Origin of the sequence: Microcoleus sp. PH2017_34_RAT_O_A (genome assembly GCF_020737885.1) — a bacterium.
Taxonomy (GTDB): Bacteria; Cyanobacteriota; Cyanobacteriia; order Cyanobacteriales; family Microcoleaceae; genus Microcoleus.
Genome location: NZ_JAEQDD010000001.1, coordinates 341,517 through 358,534, shown reverse-complemented (window position 1 = coordinate 358,534; position 17,018 = coordinate 341,517). Strand labels below are relative to the sequence as shown.

At 48.0% G+C, this 17,018-nt stretch carries 27 protein-coding genes; 2 read left to right on the top strand and 25 right to left on the bottom strand.

The annotated features are described in order from the left end of the window. Positions 1 to 79: 79 nt before the first annotated feature. The 25 genes from JGK11_RS01600 to rplC form a co-directional block, all read right to left on the bottom strand. The gene (locus JGK11_RS01600; protein WP_293133983.1) at positions 80 to 1,024 is read right to left on the bottom strand and encodes a DNA-directed RNA polymerase subunit alpha; all 945 of its coding nucleotides are present in this window, start codon (positions 1,022 to 1,024) and stop codon (positions 80 to 82) included. Between the two features lie 174 nt (positions 1,025 to 1,198). Then, positions 1,199 to 1,600: a 30S ribosomal protein S11 gene (rpsK, locus tag JGK11_RS01595; RefSeq protein ID WP_265233150.1), complete on the bottom strand. Its 402-nt coding sequence runs from the start codon at positions 1,598 to 1,600 to the stop codon at positions 1,199 to 1,201. 87 nt (positions 1,601 to 1,687) lie between these two features. Continuing rightward, complete coding sequence (rpsM, locus tag JGK11_RS01590; RefSeq protein ID WP_293175976.1) at positions 1,688 to 2,071, bottom strand: 30S ribosomal protein S13; 384 nt, start codon at positions 2,069 to 2,071, stop codon at positions 1,688 to 1,690. Between the two features lie 88 nt (positions 2,072 to 2,159). Further along, positions 2,160 to 2,273 carry a 50S ribosomal protein L36 gene (rpmJ, locus tag JGK11_RS01585; RefSeq protein ID WP_015178722.1) on the bottom strand — a complete coding sequence of 38 codons (114 nt, stop codon included), beginning with the start codon at positions 2,271 to 2,273 and terminating at the stop codon, positions 2,160 to 2,162. Between the two features lie 362 nt (positions 2,274 to 2,635). Then, positions 2,636 to 2,860, bottom strand: a complete 225-nt coding sequence (gene infA, locus JGK11_RS01580) for a translation initiation factor IF-1 (protein WP_006276978.1) — start codon at positions 2,858 to 2,860, stop codon at positions 2,636 to 2,638. 413 nt (positions 2,861 to 3,273) lie between these two features. Further along, positions 3,274 to 3,855, bottom strand: a complete 582-nt coding sequence (locus tag JGK11_RS01575) for an adenylate kinase (protein WP_293175978.1) — start codon at positions 3,853 to 3,855, stop codon at positions 3,274 to 3,276. A gap of 5 nt (positions 3,856 to 3,860) precedes the next feature. Then, on the bottom strand, positions 3,861 to 5,165 hold the full coding sequence (gene secY / locus JGK11_RS01570) for a preprotein translocase subunit SecY (protein ID WP_293175980.1): 1,305 nt from the start codon (positions 5,163 to 5,165) through the stop codon (positions 3,861 to 3,863). A 103-nt stretch (positions 5,166 to 5,268) separates the two neighbouring features. After that, positions 5,269 to 5,715: a 50S ribosomal protein L15 gene (rplO, locus tag JGK11_RS01565; RefSeq protein WP_293133857.1), complete on the bottom strand. Its 447-nt coding sequence runs from the start codon at positions 5,713 to 5,715 to the stop codon at positions 5,269 to 5,271. Between the two features lie 136 nt (positions 5,716 to 5,851). Next, positions 5,852 to 6,397 (bottom strand): 30S ribosomal protein S5, encoded by a 546-nt coding sequence (rpsE, locus tag JGK11_RS01560; protein ID WP_293175982.1) that lies wholly within the window; start codon positions 6,395 to 6,397, stop codon positions 5,852 to 5,854. Positions 6,398 to 6,541: 144 nt separating this feature from the next. After that, a complete protein-coding gene (gene rplR, locus JGK11_RS01555) occupies positions 6,542 to 6,904 on the bottom strand; it encodes a 50S ribosomal protein L18 (RefSeq protein WP_293175984.1) in 363 nt (120 codons plus the stop codon). A gap of 2 nt (positions 6,905 to 6,906) precedes the next feature. Continuing rightward, positions 6,907 to 7,455: a 50S ribosomal protein L6 gene (rplF, locus tag JGK11_RS01550; RefSeq protein ID WP_293133866.1), complete on the bottom strand. Its 549-nt coding sequence runs from the start codon at positions 7,453 to 7,455 to the stop codon at positions 6,907 to 6,909. 249 nt (positions 7,456 to 7,704) lie between these two features. Then, entirely contained in the window at positions 7,705 to 8,109 is a 405-nt protein-coding gene (gene rpsH, locus JGK11_RS01545) for a 30S ribosomal protein S8 (protein ID WP_194010353.1), read from the bottom strand. A gap of 23 nt (positions 8,110 to 8,132) precedes the next feature. Continuing rightward, a complete protein-coding gene (gene rplE / locus JGK11_RS01540; RefSeq protein WP_293150725.1) occupies positions 8,133 to 8,678 on the bottom strand; it encodes a 50S ribosomal protein L5 in 546 nt (181 codons plus the stop codon). Positions 8,679 to 8,805: 127 nt separating this feature from the next. Further along, a complete protein-coding gene (gene rplX / locus JGK11_RS01535; protein ID WP_293175986.1) occupies positions 8,806 to 9,168 on the bottom strand; it encodes a 50S ribosomal protein L24 in 363 nt (120 codons plus the stop codon). Between the two features lies 1 nt (position 9,169). Then, the gene (rplN, locus tag JGK11_RS01530) at positions 9,170 to 9,538 is read right to left on the bottom strand and encodes a 50S ribosomal protein L14 (protein WP_193973611.1); all 369 of its coding nucleotides are present in this window, start codon (positions 9,536 to 9,538) and stop codon (positions 9,170 to 9,172) included. Between the two features lie 130 nt (positions 9,539 to 9,668). Continuing rightward, positions 9,669 to 9,917 (bottom strand): 30S ribosomal protein S17, encoded by a 249-nt coding sequence (rpsQ, locus tag JGK11_RS01525; RefSeq protein ID WP_293175988.1) that lies wholly within the window; start codon positions 9,915 to 9,917, stop codon positions 9,669 to 9,671. Between the two features lie 71 nt (positions 9,918 to 9,988). Beyond that, entirely contained in the window at positions 9,989 to 10,231 is a 243-nt protein-coding gene (gene rpmC / locus JGK11_RS01520) for a 50S ribosomal protein L29 (protein WP_293133890.1), read from the bottom strand. A gap of 136 nt (positions 10,232 to 10,367) precedes the next feature. Continuing rightward, positions 10,368 to 10,787 (bottom strand): 50S ribosomal protein L16, encoded by a 420-nt coding sequence (gene rplP, locus JGK11_RS01515; protein ID WP_293175990.1) that lies wholly within the window; start codon positions 10,785 to 10,787, stop codon positions 10,368 to 10,370. A gap of 105 nt (positions 10,788 to 10,892) precedes the next feature. Further along, positions 10,893 to 11,621 (bottom strand): 30S ribosomal protein S3, encoded by a 729-nt coding sequence (gene rpsC / locus JGK11_RS01510; protein ID WP_293133893.1) that lies wholly within the window; start codon positions 11,619 to 11,621, stop codon positions 10,893 to 10,895. Positions 11,622 to 11,736: 115 nt separating this feature from the next. Next, entirely contained in the window at positions 11,737 to 12,096 is a 360-nt protein-coding gene (gene rplV / locus JGK11_RS01505) for a 50S ribosomal protein L22 (protein WP_193973606.1), read from the bottom strand. Positions 12,097 to 12,193: 97 nt separating this feature from the next. Next, the gene (rpsS, locus tag JGK11_RS01500) at positions 12,194 to 12,475 is read right to left on the bottom strand and encodes a 30S ribosomal protein S19 (RefSeq protein WP_041623488.1); all 282 of its coding nucleotides are present in this window, start codon (positions 12,473 to 12,475) and stop codon (positions 12,194 to 12,196) included. Positions 12,476 to 12,606: 131 nt separating this feature from the next. After that, positions 12,607 to 13,470 carry a 50S ribosomal protein L2 gene (gene rplB / locus JGK11_RS01495; RefSeq protein WP_293175992.1) on the bottom strand — a complete coding sequence of 288 codons (864 nt, stop codon included), beginning with the start codon at positions 13,468 to 13,470 and terminating at the stop codon, positions 12,607 to 12,609. 155 nt (positions 13,471 to 13,625) lie between these two features. Further along, a complete protein-coding gene (locus JGK11_RS01490; RefSeq protein ID WP_293133910.1) occupies positions 13,626 to 13,934 on the bottom strand; it encodes a 50S ribosomal protein L23 in 309 nt (102 codons plus the stop codon). Continuing rightward, positions 13,927 to 14,559, bottom strand: a complete 633-nt coding sequence (gene rplD, locus JGK11_RS01485) for a 50S ribosomal protein L4 (RefSeq protein WP_293175994.1) — start codon at positions 14,557 to 14,559, stop codon at positions 13,927 to 13,929. The genes JGK11_RS01490 and rplD overlap by 8 nt, the downstream gene beginning before the upstream one ends. Before the next feature lie 137 nt (positions 14,560 to 14,696). Then, the gene (gene rplC / locus JGK11_RS01480; protein WP_293133914.1) at positions 14,697 to 15,332 is read right to left on the bottom strand and encodes a 50S ribosomal protein L3; all 636 of its coding nucleotides are present in this window, start codon (positions 15,330 to 15,332) and stop codon (positions 14,697 to 14,699) included. Positions 15,333 to 15,764: 432 nt separating this feature from the next. On the opposite strand from rplC, the gene JGK11_RS01475 reads away from it, so the two are divergent. After that, positions 15,765 to 16,241 (top strand): NAD(P)H-quinone oxidoreductase subunit N, encoded by a 477-nt coding sequence (locus JGK11_RS01475; RefSeq protein WP_293133916.1) that lies wholly within the window; start codon positions 15,765 to 15,767, stop codon positions 16,239 to 16,241. Positions 16,242 to 16,364: 123 nt separating this feature from the next. Further along, positions 16,365 to 16,970, top strand: a complete 606-nt coding sequence (locus JGK11_RS01470; RefSeq protein ID WP_293133918.1) for a VWA domain-containing protein — start codon at positions 16,365 to 16,367, stop codon at positions 16,968 to 16,970. Positions 16,971 to 17,018 lie beyond the last annotated feature (48 nt).

The following is a 17,018-nucleotide window of genomic DNA, read 5'->3' as shown; positions in this document are numbered from 1 at the left end:
AACTCGGGGGTGAATTCTTCTTGGTTCTGAAGAACTCACGCACTGAAAATGCAGAACTTTTTTACCCGTTACCCGTTGATTAACTTTTAGCTGATTTTTCCTGTGGCAAAGTAATGCCCAAGCGTTTTTGTAAAGCTTCAATCACTTCTTCTGCGGACTTCTGCCCGAAGTTCTTAATCTCGAGCAAGTCTTCTTGGGTATAATCCAATAAGTCTGCAACTGAGTTGATCTGAGCCCGCTTGAGACAGTTGTAAGCCCGGACTGACAACTGCAATTCTTCGATCGGAATTTGGCTCGTAGGATCGGCCTCACCTGGATACTCGGGTTTGAGAGAATCTTGGGTGATGTCTTTGAGAGGTGCAAATAAATCTACCAGGATGTGTGCAGATTGACTCAGAGCTTCTTGAGGAGTCACGCTGCCATCAGTCCAGATTTCCATAACCAGCCGGTCTTTCTCAGAACTGCCACCGAGCCGAGCATCTTCCACGCTGTAGTTGACTCTGCGAATCGGCATAAAGATGGCGTCAATTTGGAGAAAATCCAAAGCCGACCCATCATCGCGACTGCGGTCTACTGCTCGATATCCGATGCCTTTTTCAATTCTGAATTCCATTTCCAGAACAGATCCCGGTGAGAGAGTCGCAATGTACTGCGATTTATCGATCAATTCCACCTCAGAGGGCAAATCGAATCGATCGGCAGTAACTGTAACTGGCCCCTCAATCCGCAACCTACCGATTTGTGGCTGCTGGGAATGAGTTTTTAGAACAACCTCTTTCATGTTCAGGAGAATTTCCAGAACGTCCTCACGTACCCCTTCGATCGTGGCAAACTCGTGATTGACGCCCGCGATGCGGACTGAAGTTACTGCTGTTCCTTCCAAATTTGACAGCAGAACTCGCCGGAGCGCATTCCCAACAGTTGTTCCCTGACCGCGATCGAGCGGTTCTAGAACAAATTTTCCGTACTGACTGCGGTCTTTGTCAGTGTTAGACTCTATACATTCAATTTGAAACTGCGCCACGGAGTGACCTCCCTTTTCCACTTTGGATTTTTGATTTTGGATTTTAGATTGCAGAGCATACCCCTGAACGGATTTCGGATTTTGGATGGACGGGGCAACAGTTAGAACCATTAGTTTTTGACTTTAAGCAGTTAGCCAATATCCAAAATCTAAAATCTAAAATCTCAAATCGTTTTAGACTCTACGCCGCTTGGGAGGGCGACAGCCGTTGTGAGGAATTGGGGTAACATCTCTAATCAGGGTAATTTCCAGTCCCGCCCCTTGCAAGGCCCGAATTGCAGTTTCTCGACCTGCTCCCGGCCCGCTTACCATTACTTCTATTTGGCGCATTCCCTGGTCATTGGCTCTGCGGGCTGCACTTTCTGCTGCTGTTTGAGCTGCAAAGGGAGTACCCTTTTTAGCTCCTTTGAAACCGCTGGAACCTGCTGATGCCCAGGATATTACTTCGCCATTTAGGTCGGTAATAGTCACAATCGTATTGTTAAAGGTAGACTGGATGTAGCCTACCCCATTCGGTACGTTACGCTTCTGCTTTTTTGCACCAGATTTCTTGCCTGTTTGTTGTCGTGGCGGCATATTAGTCTCTTTATCGTTTTCATTGAATTACTCTCCCCAAAGGCGGGGAAACAGTCAGCAGGAACATAAATTTCCTGCAAACTGCTGTTATTTCTTGGACGGTGCTTTTTTCTTGCCCGCCACTGTACGGCGGACGCCGCGACGGGTTCTGGCGTTGGTACGGGTTCGTTGACCCCGCACCGGCAGACCCAAACGGTGACGCCGACCGCGGTAAGTCCCGATATCCATCAGGCGCTTGATGTTCATTGACTCCCAGCGCCGGAGGTCTCCTTCGATTTGGTAGGTGCTTTCTACATGAGCCCGTAGAGTAGTCACGTCGGCCTCTGTTAAATCCTTGACGCGAGTGTCAGGATTTACGCCTGTTGCAGCGATAATTTTTTGGGCCCGCGACAGACCTATTCCGTAAATGTATGTCAGACCTATTTCGACGCGCTTATCGCGTGGAAGGTCTACACCGGCAATCCGTGCCACACTTTTTGTCTCCCTAGTTTTCCTATTTGGCTACAATATTGAATTAGGCAGCACCTGCGTGCATTGCCCAGCCCAATTTTCCCGTTTTCTAACCTTGGCGCTGTTTGTGTTTCGGGTTAGTACATATCACCATCACTCGACCGCGACGGCGGATGACGCGACATTTTTCACAAATTTTTTTGACAGATGCTCGAACTTTCATCTTTCTTCCTGCCTGGAGAACCCCGCTCTACCGGAGAGCACGCACGCTTGCCCGTAGAGCGGTGGGAGGAGAGGCTGGGCAAGGTGTAGGCCTCTCCTCGATTAAATTGTATAAAGTGCGGGTTGTTTTTTGAAGGAGATCGCTTGCACCCACTCCCATTGCTGGGTAAAGTTCGCTTGCGCCAGAATGTTGGCGATCGATACTTAAACGGCGTAGCAATGACTTAACCCGGTACGCCGCTGGGTTGTTGACGCCCTTCTCGGCAACACTACAAACGTAGCATTATAGCATAAATTTGAAGCTTTTTACCAAATTCTCTCTAATTAAACTTAGAATTAGTTTTTAGAAAGTTTTATCTAAGCCTATTTTTTCCGAAGGCGATAAGTAATCCTGCCTTTGGTCAAGTCGTAGGGAGTTAATTCAACTTTGACGCGATCGCCAGGCAGAATTTTGATGTAGTTGCGGCGGATCTTGCCGGAAATGTGAGCTAGCACGTTAAACCCATTATCTAGGTCAACGCGAAACATCGCATTCGGCAGTGATTCCGTCACTGTCCCTTCCATTTCAATTAAATCTTGCTTAGACAATTTGGTATTTACCTCAACTCTACATTTGATTAACTAGGAGTGTCCCAGCGTTTGCTTCAAAACCTATTTACCAAGTAAGGAGCGGCCGATTTTAGATTTTAGATTTTAGATTTACTCCACAGATGCATCAAAGGAGCAGGAACTTCGGTCTAAAATTTGGGATCTCGACGATTGTCGGTGGCTTGTATCCGTTTTGGGCGGGTTGAAGGCGAACGGGGCAATAATTCGGGTAACTCGATCGACTGCTTGACTCAATTAACCCCTTGCTTCAGCTTTACTTGAGTAAAGTTGTAGCAAGTAAAATCGAGTTCAATCCTGTTTCTAGCAACCCTCACAAAACCTGATAGCACAAAAAGCTCCTAGTTAACATATCTTAGCAAAAGCTGGTGAGTAACAAGCTGTATTGCGAGGGTTCAAGAGTCGCCAGAGAGCGCTTGTTGCAGTTCTGCGGTGACTACTTCCATATCGCGATCGCCATCAACCGCAACTAACTGTTCGCGAGCGCTATAAAACTCAATCAAAGGCTCAGTTTGCTCGCGATAAACTTGCAACCGGCGCCGGATCGTCTCCTCATTGTCATCCTGGCGGCCCCGCGACAGTAGGCGAGTCACCAAAACATTGTCAGGTACGTCCAAATTGACAGCTCGCAGATCGCAATCCTTTCCAGACTTACTTCCCTCAGTACCAACATCACACAGCAGTTTGTCAAAAAACGCTGCCTGCGCCACAGTACGGGGAAATCCGTCGAGAATCCAGCCCGCACCAGCATCTGGTTCATTCATGCGTTCTTGGACGATATCCATCAATAACTCGTCGGGAACCAACTCACCAGCATCCATGTAGGATTTAGCTTTTACACCCAAGGGAGTTTTCGCCACCACGCAGGCGCGAAGGATGTCACCCGTAGAAATGTGGGGTATTTTCCAGAGAGCGGCTAAAACCTGAGCCTGAGTTCCCTTTCCCGCCCCTGGAGGCCCCATAAAAATCAATTGCATTGCGATTACTTCACCATTCCTTCATATCGCTGGGAGATGACGTAAGTTTGAATTTGCTTGGCAGTTTCGATCGCCACACCCACTAGAATCAGTAGGGAAGTTGCACCAAACCCTCTAAAAGTTTGGACGCCGATCGCGCTTTCGACAGCCGTTGGTACAATAGCTACCAGACCGAGAAAAATCGCTCCCAAGAAAGTCAAACGGTTCAAAACCTTCTCCACATAATCGCTGGTTTTCTGACCGGGACGAATCCCAGGAATACTGGCACCCATTTTCTTCAAGTTCTGAGACATATCTACGGGGTTGACAATCAACGAAGCGTAGAAATAGCTGAAGAACAGAATCAAAGTCAGATAAAACAGCGCGTAAGCCCAAGGCGCAGGGCCGTTCGGACTCAACACATTAGCAACTTGAACCAAAAACGGCTGATTGAGAGACTGAGCAAGGAAAGAAGGCACAATCAACACCGAAGATGCAAAAATAATCGGCATCACTCCGCCTTGATTCAAGCGCAGGGGTAGATAACTGCGACTCTCCCGATAAACTTTGCGACCGACTTGGCGGCGGGCAGAAATAATCGGAATGCGGCGAGTACCTTCCTGAACAAAAACAATCCCGACAATCGTCACCAAAAAGACCAGCAGCAGAACAACTACGCGGCCGACAACTTGCGTGTCGCCACTTTGAGCCAATTCAAAAGTTTGTCCCAAAGAGCGCGGTAAAACCGACACAATGTTGATAAAAATCAACAGTGATGCTCCGTTTCCAATACCTCGCTCCGTCACCACTTCCGATATCCACATCACAAACATCGACCCTGCTGTCAGAGCCAAAGCAGTCTGGGGGATGAAAAAAGCCGATGGAGTCTGAGCAAAAGGGCTGACCCAAATCGCAATGCCAATGCTTTGCAGAATAGCCCAGCCCAAAGAAACGTAGCGAGTAATTTGAGAAATCTTGCGCCGCCCTGCTTCGCCGTCATTTTTCTGCATATCTTCTAAACTTGGCAGAGCCGCAGTTAGGAGTTGCACAATAATTGAAGCATTGATGTAGGGCAAAATCCCCAGCGCGAAAATCCCCAAAGCTGACAGCCCGCCTCCTGAAAACAAGTCCAAAAAGCCAATTAAAGGGCTATTTTGGACGTTTTGGGCAAAGGCGGCGCGATCGATGCCGGGGACTGGCAAGTGAACACCCAGGCGCACTAAAATCAATAAGCCAATGGTGACGAGGATGCGGCCCCGCAAACCAGCAGCTTGAGCCATCTGCATGAACGTCTCTTGTGCAGTTGGCGCTTTCTCTTTACTAACGTCCATAGTTACGATTTTGGATTTTAGATTTGGGATTTTCGACTAAATCATTTTCTGATAGCAAGAAGAGAGGATTTGAGATTTGGACAAACTCTCAAACCTCAAATCTTCACGCAACTACTTCGCAACTTCCGCCGGCGGCTTCAATTTTGGTGCGAGCACCTGCGGTAAAGGCCGCCGCGCGCACTTGCAGAGCCACATTCAGTTCGCCATCTCCTAAGATTTTCAGCGGCCCGTCGTCAGTAGTGACAATTTTTGCTTCGATCAAAGAGGTGAGAGTAACTTCTGTGTTTGCTGGCAGTGATGCTAATTTACTTACATTAATGGTAGTGTACTCTTTCCGGTTCACTAAAGGGAAGCTCTTCAGCTTGGGCAGGCGGCGGTAAAGAGGATTTTGACCACCTTCAAAACCGGGTCTAGTGCCGCTACCGGCTCTAGCTTTTTGACCGCGCATCCCTTTACCGGAACTCGCGCCTTGACCGGCAGAAATACCTCTACCCAAGCGACGCGGGCGTTTTGTGGAACCCGCTTTTGGTCGGGCGTCTTGCAATCTCATAGTTTTGATAGTTGGTAATTGGTAATTGGTAATTGGTAATTGGTAGTTTTGAGTTTTGAGTTTTGAGGAATGAAAGATTTTTATTCAAAACTCAATACTTAATACTCAAAACTGACAATTTCCAGTTCCCTAGTCCTTAACCGTAGAGGTTTTCTACTGGAATTCCGCGCTCTTGAGCAACTTCGGATAAGGTGCGAAGAGTGGAAAGGGCGTTGACTGCGGCTCTAGCGTTGTTTAAAGGATTTCCTGAACCTAGCTGTTTGGCTAAGATGTTGCGGACTCCTGCTAGTTCGAGAACAGTTCGCACTGCTCCCCCTGCAATTACCCCGGTTCCGGGTGCTGCTGGACGCATCATAACTTTGGCTCCGCCACCTGCACCGTTGATCGGGTGAGGGATGGAGTTTGATTTGGTGAGGGGAACTTCAATTAGGTGCTTTTTGCCGTCAGCGACGCCTTTTTTAACGGCACCGATTACGTCGCTAGCTTTGCCGACTCCCACTCCAACTTGACCGCGTTCGTTGCCGATAATGACTATGGCGCGGAAGCTGAGTTTTTTACCGCCTTTAACTACTTTGGTAACGCGACGAATCTGAACAACCCGTTCTTGCCATTCGGATTCTTTTTCGCGCCCTTTGTTGTTATTGCTTTTTTTCTTGTTGCGCTGTTCTTTTTGTTCTGCCATGTTTTGTCCTTGGGGAATTGAGGATTAGTAATTGGTAGTTGGTATAGAGAAATTAACAATTAGGAATTAAGAATTTTGTTATAGATTCTCTTTTCCTTCTTCCTTCTTCCTTCTTCCTTCTTCCTTCTTCCTTCTTGCTTCTTCCTAAAAGTCTAACCCGGCTTCGCGAGCTGCGTCGGCGAGGGCTTTAACGCGACCGTGATAGAGGTTGCCTCCGCGATCGAATACGACTTTGACTATGCCAGCGCTGGAACACCGTTTGGCAATCAACTGACCGACTTGGGTGCTGGCGTTGCAGTTGGCTCCCGAACTGAGTTCGGCTTTCAATTCTGGATCCAGGGTTGACGCAGCAGCCAAAGTGTGCTGTGCCGTGTCGTCGATTACCTGGACGTAGATGTGATTGGACGATCGAAATACCGCTAATCTGGGACGTTCGGCGGTGCCGAATACCTTGCGCCGCACGCGGCGGTGTCTGCGGTGGACTGATTCTTTGCGAGTAAGCTTCATGGTTACTTCTTACCTGTTTTGCCTGTTTTACCAGCTTTGCGCCGGACGACTTCGCCGCTGTAGCGAATGCCTTTGCCCTTGTAAACTTCGGGCGGACGCACCGCGCGGATGCGGGCTGCTGTGTTGCCTACGAGTTCTTTGTCAATACCGGAGACAATGACGTTGGTGTTGCCTTCAACTGCCATGGTGATGCCTTCTGGAGGAGGCATTTCAACGGGCTTGCTGTAACCGACGTTTAAAATCAGGTTCCGTCCTTGAACCTGTGCCCGATAACCTGTGCCGATAATTTCCAGACGACGCTGAAAGCCTTGGGATACACCTTCGACCATGTTGGCGACAAGGGTGCGACAGAGGCCGTGCAATTGTCTGGCGACGCGAGATTCGTCCCGGCGGGTAACGAGTAAAGTCTCGCCTTCCATTCCTAGGAGGATTTCGGCGGGGATTACTCGGGAAAGTTCACCTTTAGGGCCTTTGACGGCTACTTTTTGACCGTCTAGGGTGATGGTGACTTTTGTGGGGATGCTAATCGGACGCTTGCCAATTCGCGACATAGTTTTTGTCCTTTGTTTTTAGTTTTTAGTGTTTGATTATTAGTATCTAGTTATTAGTCTTTAGCGATCGACTTTTGAGTGTTTTTCCATGGTATGCGTGATTAATGACTCGTAATAAACAAGTACAATTCGCCGACACTCATGAGTGGATAATCCCCAAATCTTAGACTTTTGTTTAAGCTTGCAGATTGAATGCTGCAAGTTAATCTAAAATCTAAAATCGACTGACTAATGACTAATGACTAATGACTACCAAACATAACAAAGCACTTCACCGCCTAAACCTTGGCGTCGAGCTTCTCGATCGGTCATAATGCCGCTGGAGGTGGAGATAATGGCAATGCCAATTCCGCCTAATACTCTGGGCAGTTCTTTGCGGTTCGAGTAAACGCGCAGTCCTGGTTTGCTGACTCGCTTAAGTGCCGTGATAATGGGCTTGCGAGTTTTACCTTTGTACTTTAGAGAAAGCACTATAGTTCGCTTTACGCCTTCTGGTTCTGCTTCTTCAAATTCGCTGATAAAGCCTTCGTTTTTGAGAACTTGGGCGATGCTACGGGTCATTTTTGTAGCTGGAATTTGTGTTGTTTGGTGGCGCGCCATGCAAGAATTGCGAATGCGCGTCAACATATCTGCTATGGTATCGTTAGCTGCCATGTGAAAGATCCTTACTCTACTGCTTAGTTGTCCCGGAAGGGCATTCCCATTTCTTTGAGCAAGGCGCGTCCTTCTTCGTCGGTGTTTGCTGTGGTGATAATTGAAATGTCCATGCCTCGAATTTGATCGATGCGGTCATATTCTATTTCTGGAAAGATTAGCTGTTCTCTCAGACCCAAGCTGTAGTTGCCGCGCCCGTCAAAGCTTTTGGGACTGATGCCGCGGAAGTCGCGGATGCGTGGGAGTGCGAGGTTGATGAGCCGATCGAGAAAATCGTACATCCGATCGCCCCGCAGTGTCACCATCACGCCGACTGGTACTCCTTTGCGGATTTTGAAGCCTGCGATCGCTTTTTTCGCGCGAGTCACCACTGGTTTTTGTCCGGTGATGATGGCAATTTCATTCAGCGACGAATCCAGTGCCTTAGCATTTTGAGAAGCTTCTCCCAAACCGCGGTTAACGGTAACTTTGATAAGTTTGGGAACCTGATGGATATTAGTATATTTAAACTGATCCATCAGTGTGGGAACGATTTTACCTTGATAAAGAACTTTGAGTTTGTCCGGCATAGTTTTGGTGTTTCGTTAACTGTCCCTGGGCTTGGTCAGGGAATTGTTCTTTGTCAGTTGTCAGTTGATAGTTGTCAGTTGTTAGTTGCCAATTAAGGACTAATGACTAATGACTGAGGACTAATGACTAATTATCGAGGATTTCTCCGGTTTTTTTGAGTTGTCGCAGTTTGCGGCCGTCTTCACTAAATGTATAGCAGACGCGGCTGGCGACTTTCTCTTTTTCGGAATAGTGCATCACATTTGAGCTGTGAATGGGAGCCTCAAAGGTGACGATTTTTCCCGATTCCCCTTCTTGTTGGGGTTTGACGTGCTTGGTTCGGATATTTACGCCTTTAACAATTACTTTGCTGACTTTAGGATATGTCTTTAAGATTTGTCCGACTTTTCCTTTCTCTTTGCCAGTAATTATTTGCACGGTGTCGCCTGCTTTGACGTGCATTCTGTAGCGCTGCGGTTCGCTAGTTGGTTTACCCTTTTTTCCGTACATTTTAAAGTACCTCTGGGGCTAAGGAAACGATTTTAGTAAAGTTTTTGTCGCGCAGTTCGCGGGCTACTGGGCCGAAAACGCGAGTGCCTTTGGGGTTGCCTTCGGGATTGATAATCACGGCTGCATTGTCGTCAAAACGAATGCTCATGCCGCTGTCGCGACGCAAGGCTTTGCGGGTTCTGACAATGACGGCTCTGACGACATCGGATTTTTTGACTGCCATATTGGGGATGGCGTCTTTGACGACGGCAATGATGACATCGCCGACTCCGCCGTAGCGACGGTTGCCGCCTCCCAATACGCGGATGCACATGAGCTTGCGGGCTCCGCTATTGTCGGCGACATTGAGGTATGTCTGGGGTTGAATCATGGTGATTGGGGAAAAGGTAATTTGATGCTTGCTAACTGCTAAGTGCTAATTGCTGCTAATTGATGGTTAATCACAGGGTCGATCGATCGAGAAAGCCGATCGCACTACGCGAGCAATTAGAAATTAACTGTTAACCCTTTGTTGCACCGAAAATCTCAGCAACCGTCCAGCGTTTGGTTTTGCTCAGAGGGCGAGTTTCAGTGATGCGGACACGATCGCCCGATTTGCACTTATTTTCTTCGTCGTGAGCTTTGTAGCGCTTGGTGCGGACTACGATTTTGCCGTATTTGGTGTGGGAGGAGCGGTTTTCGATCGCTACCACGACGGTTTTGTTCATTTTGTCGCTGACTACTACGCCAACTCGTTCTTTAACTGCCATACCTACCTATTGTTGTTGTGCAATTGAGTTTTTTTGAACTACTGTGCGAACCTCGGCTCGGCTGCTGCTAACTACTCGCTGACTGCGGTGGGAGCAGACTTGAGAGCTGCCTCAGCAGCGATTTGGCGTTCGCGTTCAACTGTCATTAATTGAGCCAGCCGATGTTTGGCGTGCTTGAACAGGTGAGGCTTTTCCATGCGGCCGGTAGCTTGCTGAAGCCGCAAGTCCATTAGTTGGCGCTTGACGGCTAAAATTTGCTCTGCTACTGCTGCATCGCTTAATTCTCTAGCTTCTTTAATCTTGGTCAAAGACATAGTTGTGTGCTTTATCGTTAGCGGTCTAGTGAAGACAGAATTCTTTCTGATGCTGAAGACCGAAGGGAAAAAAAGTTGTACGTGCCAGATTTTAAATTTCTGACGAATGCAGACCTAATTCTACCTTCGATCGCCACTATGACGGGCTTTCTTCGCGGGTGATGAACTTGGTTTTAATCGGTAATTTGAAAGATGCCAAACGCATTGCTTCGCGGGCAATTTCTTCAGTGACGCCACCAATTTCAAACATGATCCGACCGGGTTTGACGACGGCCACCCAAAATTCCGGTGCGCCTTTACCAGAACCCATCCGGGTTTCTGCTGCGCGCTGGGTGACTGGTTTGTCGGGGAAAATGCGAATCCAGATTTTGCCACCCCGGCGGATATAGCGGGTCATGGCACGCCGTCCGGCTTCTATTTGGCGGGAAGTGATCCAGGCTGGTTCGACGGCTTGGAGGGCAAAGTCGCCAAAGCTAACTGAGCTGCCGCGGGTGGAAATACCGCTCATTCGCCCGCGCTGTTGTTTGCGGAATTTTGTTCTTTTAGGGCTTAACATGACTGGGGAATTCAGTAATTGGTAATCGGTATAGCGGACAGCACGAACTTACTCGCCCGGGATCTGTCAACTGTCAACTGTCAACTGTCAATTGTCAATTGACTGTTAGCCTTCGTTCGATCGATCTTCAAAGTTCTGACGGCGGCGCTTTTGTTTGGTGCGGGGCACGGCTGCATTTGGTGCGGCTTCTTGTTCCTGTCCGGGAATAATTTCGCCTTTGAAAACCCAAACTTTAATCCCGAGAATACCGTAGATGGTTTGAGCGGTGCAGTAGGAATAGTCGATGTCGGCCCGCAGGGTGTGCAAGGGGACTCGGCCTTCGCGCGTCCATTCTGTACGGGCGATTTCTGCGCCGTTGAGGCGTCCGCTAACTTGAATTTTGATGCCTTGAATGCCGACTTTTTGAGCGCGGGTGATTGCTTGGCGGACTACTCGGCGGAAGGATACGCGCCGTTCTAGTTGCTGGGCGATATATTCTGCGATCAGTGTGGCATCGGCGTCTACGCGCTGAACTTCAACGACGTTGATGCGAATTTGGCGGTTGTTGCCGAGTTGCTGCTGCAAACCGACGCGCAAAGTTTCGATACCTGCTCCGCCACGGCCTACGACTACGCCTGGTCTGGCGGTGAAGACTTCTAGGTCGATTTGATCGGCTTTGCGCTCAATTCTGACCGAGGAAATACCAGCATTACTGAGGGTTTTGCGGACGTACTTGCGAATTTTGAAGTCTTCTTGCAAGAGTTCTGGATAGTTTTTCGGGTCAGCAAACCAGCGAGAGCGGTGCTCTTGGGTAATGCCGAGACGAAAACCAATTGGATGTATTTTTTGGCCCATAATATTTGATGAGTTAATTGGTAATTCGTAATTGGTAACTGGTAATTGGTAATTGATGATTACCGATTTTTGGTCAACTTTAAGCTGTTTATTACCTATTACGTTTTTCCGTGGTTTAGTCTTCTAAAAGCGGAGCAACTATTACCGTAATGTGGCAAGTTGGCTTGCGGATTTGGTAGGCGCGACCTTGAGCGCGGGGTCTAAAGCGTTTGAGGACTGGGCCTTGGTCTGCGTAAGCTTGAGAGACTACGAGCTTGGTTTTGTCCAATCCTGCGTTGTGTTCGGCGTTGGCTACTGCCGATCGCAAAACTTTAACGATTGGTTCGCAGGCGCGGTAGGGCATGAATTCGAGTAAAATCAGCGCTTCTTGGTAGCTTTTGCCGCGAATTTGGTCGAGGACTCGGCGCACTTTGAAGGGCGATGTCCGGATGTAACGGGCGATCGCCTTAATTTCGGATGTGGTATCTATAACCATTTCGATTTGGGTAAGTAGGTAATTGGCAATTGGGAAAAAGGTAATTGGTAATTGAATGAAAAAATTTCGATTACCTATTACCTGTCACCTAATTTGGCTATCTTTTCGCCTTTTTATCACCACTTTTCGCGTGACCTCTAAAGGTGCGAGTGGGGGAGAATTCTCCGAGTTTGTGACCTACCATTTGGTCTGTCAGGTAGACTGGGACGTGCTGTCTGCCGTTGTGAACTGCGATCGTGTGACCTACCATTTGAGGCAGGATTGTGGAAGATCGCGACCAAGTTTTAATTACTTGTTTTTGGCCTGCGGCGTTGAGTTTTTCAATCTTTGTCATCAGATGATCTGCGACAAATGGGCCTTTTTTTAACGATCGAGACATGGTTTTGGTAATTAGTAATTAGTAGTTGGAATTGAATAGGGAAGAAAGTTGCAGGAATAAAAGAGTACGGACAACTTTTTCGTTGTTCCTTCTTCCTTCTTCCTTCTTCCTTCTTCCTTCTTCCTTCTTCCTTAACTTTGTCTGCCGCCCTTCCCACGCTTGGAAGATTTGCGACGGCGCCGGACGATTAAAGCGTCGCTGCGCTTGTTTTTGCTTCGAGTTTTGGCACCCAATGCTGGTTTGCCCCAAGGAGTCATAGGCCCCGGACGCCCGATGGGCGCTCTGCCTTCGCCACCACCGTGCGGGTGATCCACCGGGTTCATTACACTACCGCGAACGGTTGGTCTGCGACCTTTCCAGCGGGTACGGCCTGCTTTACCGAGGCTGATGTTTCTGGCGTCTGTGTTGCCAACTTGACCGATCGTAGCGTAGCAGTCGGCGCGGACTTTCCGTTGTTCGCCGGATGGCAGTTTGAGGGTGACGTAGCTACCTTCTTTTGCCATTAGCTGAGCGCTGGAGCCTGCGGAACGGACGATTTGTCCGCCTTTTCCTGGTACTAGCTCGACGTTGTGGACGCTGGTACCGAGGGGAATGTTCTTCAGGGGTAGGGCGTTGCCAATTTCGATCGGCGCGTCTGGGCCTGAGACAATTACTGTACCGACGTTTAAGTTGAGCGGGTGCAGGATGTACCGTTTTTCGCCGTCTTTGTAGAACAAAAGGGCGATGCGGGCGTTGCGGTTGGGGTCATATTCGATCGCCTTGACGGTAGCAGGAATGCTGTGTTTGTCGCGGCGGAAGTCGATCGTTCTATAAAGCCGTTTGTGACCGCCTCCCCGGTGGCGACAGGTAATGACGCCTCGGTTGTTGCGGCCTTGTTTGGTGTGCTTGTTGCTAGTTAGAGACTTTTCAGGCTCTGACTTGGTAATCTCAGCGAAGTCCGAGACGGTATGTTCCCGGGTGCTGGAGGTATAAGGTCGGTAAGAACGAATGCCCATAATCGCTTTTAGATTTTAGATTTTAGACTTGGGATTTTGGACTTGACAGTTTTGGATTTTAGATTTGGGATTAAGTTAACTTGCGAGTTTCCTGGATGGGAAGTTTGCATCAGTTAACTGGAATCTAAAATCTAAAATCTAAAATCCAAAATTGGCTAAACTTCTGGGAATAGGAGTTTGCGGATCGAGTCTCCGTCTAGCAGAGTTACTGTTGCTCGCTTGTAGCAAGGTTTAAAGCCGACGAATTTACCTACTCGGCGCTTTTTTCGCGGCGGGTTTTGGGTGTTGACGCCAATGACTTTGACCTTAAATAGTTCTTCGATTGCAGCTTTGATTTGAGGCTTGGTCGCTTTTGGCGCTACGTCAAATGTGAATTGATTTAATTCCATCATTCGGGTAGCTTTCTCGGTGAGAATCGGACGCTGGATCAAATCTGCGTAGTCGCGGGGGTCGATTTTACTCACCGTAAATCTCCTGAATTTTTGCTATGGCTGTAGAGGTGACGATTATTTTGTCAGCCGCGAGAACGTCGTAAACATTCAGAGAAGTTGCCAAGATGACGTTGACTAATTCGATGTTGCGTCCTGACAGGTAAACGTTGAGTTGCGGTTCTGGCAAGATTAACAGAACTTTTTTATGGGCTTCGATACCCCAACGGGCGATCGCACTTAGCAATTCTTTGCTTTTCGGTCTCGGAAATTGCTCTGCAAATTCTTCAACCACAATGATGTCTTCGGTACGGCTAAAGAATGCTGTCCGCAAAGCGAGACGGCGTTCTTTTTTGTTCATTTTGACTTCAAAGTCTCTGGGTTTCGGTCCGAAGATGACACCGCCGCCCCGCCACAACGGAGAACGGATCGAACCTGCTCTGGCTCGACCTGTGCCTTTTTGACGCCAGGGTTTGCGGCCGCCGCCTCTAACTTCCGATCGAGTTTTGGTGCAAGCATTCCCTTGACGGGCGTTGACCATTTGCCGTCTCAAGGCTCTGTGAACGATGTGAGACGCATTTTCTTCTTTGGCTACGCGAAGCTCTAAAGTTGTTTCTCCAACTTCTTCGCCTTGCCAATTTCGCACTACACAGTTAACCATATCTTTTGTCCTTTTTCCTTTGTCAGTTGTTGGTTGTTAGTTGTTAGTTGTCAGTTGTTGGTTGTTATTTGTTGATTGTTAGTTGTTAGTTGTTGCTAATAACCAATAACCAATAACAAATAACCAATAACCAATAACTACCACCCAACTTTTTTCTCAGGAACAACATTGACTAAGGCGCCAGCTTTTCCGGGAACTGCTCCCTTGATCAGCAACAAATTCTGCTCTGCATCCACCCGGACAATTGTCAGTTTGCGGACGGTAACTTGAACGTTGCCCATGCGTCCTGCCATTCTTTTACCGGGATAGACGCGTCCGGGAGTGGTTCCAGGTCCGATCGATCCAGGTTCGCGGTGATTCTTAGAACCGTGAGACATGGGGCCGCGTTTGAAGTTGTGGCGCTTTTGAAAGCCTGCAAAACCTTTACCGATGCTGGTACCGATGACATCTACGATTTGTCCCGGTGTAAAAGCGTCTGCTTTTACTTGTTGGCCTAATTCAAAGGAACTGGTATCTTCCAAGCGGTATTCGTGCAAGTGGCGCAATGGATTCGCCCCCGACTTGGCAAGGTGTCCCAATTCTGGCTTGTTGAGAGCCTTTGGTTTTACTTCTTCGTATCCAATCTGAATGGCAGTGTAGCCATCAGTTTGTTTAGTTTTGATTTGAGTTACTGTACAAGGCCCTGCTTGTATGACGGTGACGGGGATTGCTCTCCCTTCAGCGTCAAACACTTGAGTCATGCCTAGTTTAGTGCCAAGAATGCCTACAGACACGGATTTTTTTCCTTTTATTTACGCAAGAGGTTTCGGATTGCGAAGTTTACGTCAATCCGCTTGCTCTTGTGCAGAAACATCTATTTCAGTGTTCCTGCAATTAACTGTTATCAACCAACAGCTTTCCTCGGTGTTTAAAATTTGAGTTTTAAATTTGGGAGCGAGCTTGTGGAAGTCTTGCAAGGGTTGAGATTCTAGGTTTTTTACCTATTCGATCTCCGAGTTTAATGTCGGTCTTGCTTATTTGGGCTAGGACTTGAATAGCAAGCTACTCAGTATCCTTTCACAGCGCCAGTTAACAATATTACATGAAGTGTTTGTTATTTGTCAAGGCCTTTTTTGATAACTTTTCGCCTCAGCTTTAGCATTTATAATACTTTAAGCTCGCAATGGGCGATCGACCAAATTTTAAACAGCAGGCTAGACAAATTTATGGGACTGATTACAACTGGTGCGGATATGATTCGGGATTTGGAAAAGTCGGGGTCGCTAGCCCTGTACGTTCCTTTAGAGGGAGGATTTGAGGGCCGTTACCTGCGACGGCTGCGGGCTGCCGGCTACGGTGCGTACACGATTACGGCGCGGGGTTTGGGCGATTTGGCGATGTATTTGACCGGAGTTCACGGGGTGCGGCCGCCGCATTTGGGCAAGAAAACTACTGGTAATGAAGGGGCTGTGGGTTACACCTACTATGTACCTCCGATGTTGCAAACTCAATTAGATAATTTGCCGCCAAAATCAAAAGGACTGGTGCTTTGGATTATTGAAGGGCAGGTTTTGTCGAGTCAGGAAGTTGAGTATTTGACTGTTTTGCCGACGCTAGAGCCGCGAGTTAAAATAGCAGTAGAGATGGGGGGCGATCGAGCTTTTAGCTGGAAGCCGCTTAAAAACGCTTTAGTTGCAGCTTAAATTCGGGTATTTGCGATCGCAAATCAACTAAAAAAACGCAGCGAGCAAAATCAAGCTCAACCGCTTATGCTCGCTGGTTTTGCTCTTTTTGGGAAAAACTTCTTAATTAACAGGAAAAATCTTATGCTTCAGAACCGCGATTATACAATCATCATTGACAAAAGCGGCAGTATGTACACCAAAGACCAGATGGGAGGAAAAAGTCGCTGGGCGCTGATGCAAGAATCGACTGTCGCACTGGCGAATAAATGCGAAGAACTTGACCCAGACGGCATCACAGTTTACGTTTTTTCTGGTCGCTTCAAACGCTACGAAAATGTAACATCAGCTAAAGTAGTGCAAATCTTCCAAGAAAACGAACCTTCCGGGACTACAAATTTGGCTGCGGTGCTGCTAGATTCTCTCAACAATTATTTTCAGCGCAAAGCATCCGGTAAGACCAAGCCAAATGGCGAAACCATATTAGTGGTGACGGACGGCGAACCGGACGATCGCAAGGAAGTAATGAAAACAATTATAGAGGCATCGCGGAAGCTCGATCGAGATGAAGAGCTGGCGATTTCCTTCATTCAAGTAGGGAATGCCCCGGAAGCGACTAAGTTTCTCAAGATATTGGATGACGAACTGCAAAGCGCCGGAGCTAAATTCGATATCGTTGATACAGTGACGATGGATGATATCGAAGGAATGACCCTGACGGAAGTATTGCTGAATGCAATAACTGATTGAGGAGGCTGCGGGTTGTTTGCGGGACTATATTTGTGCCTGGTTGCTGGG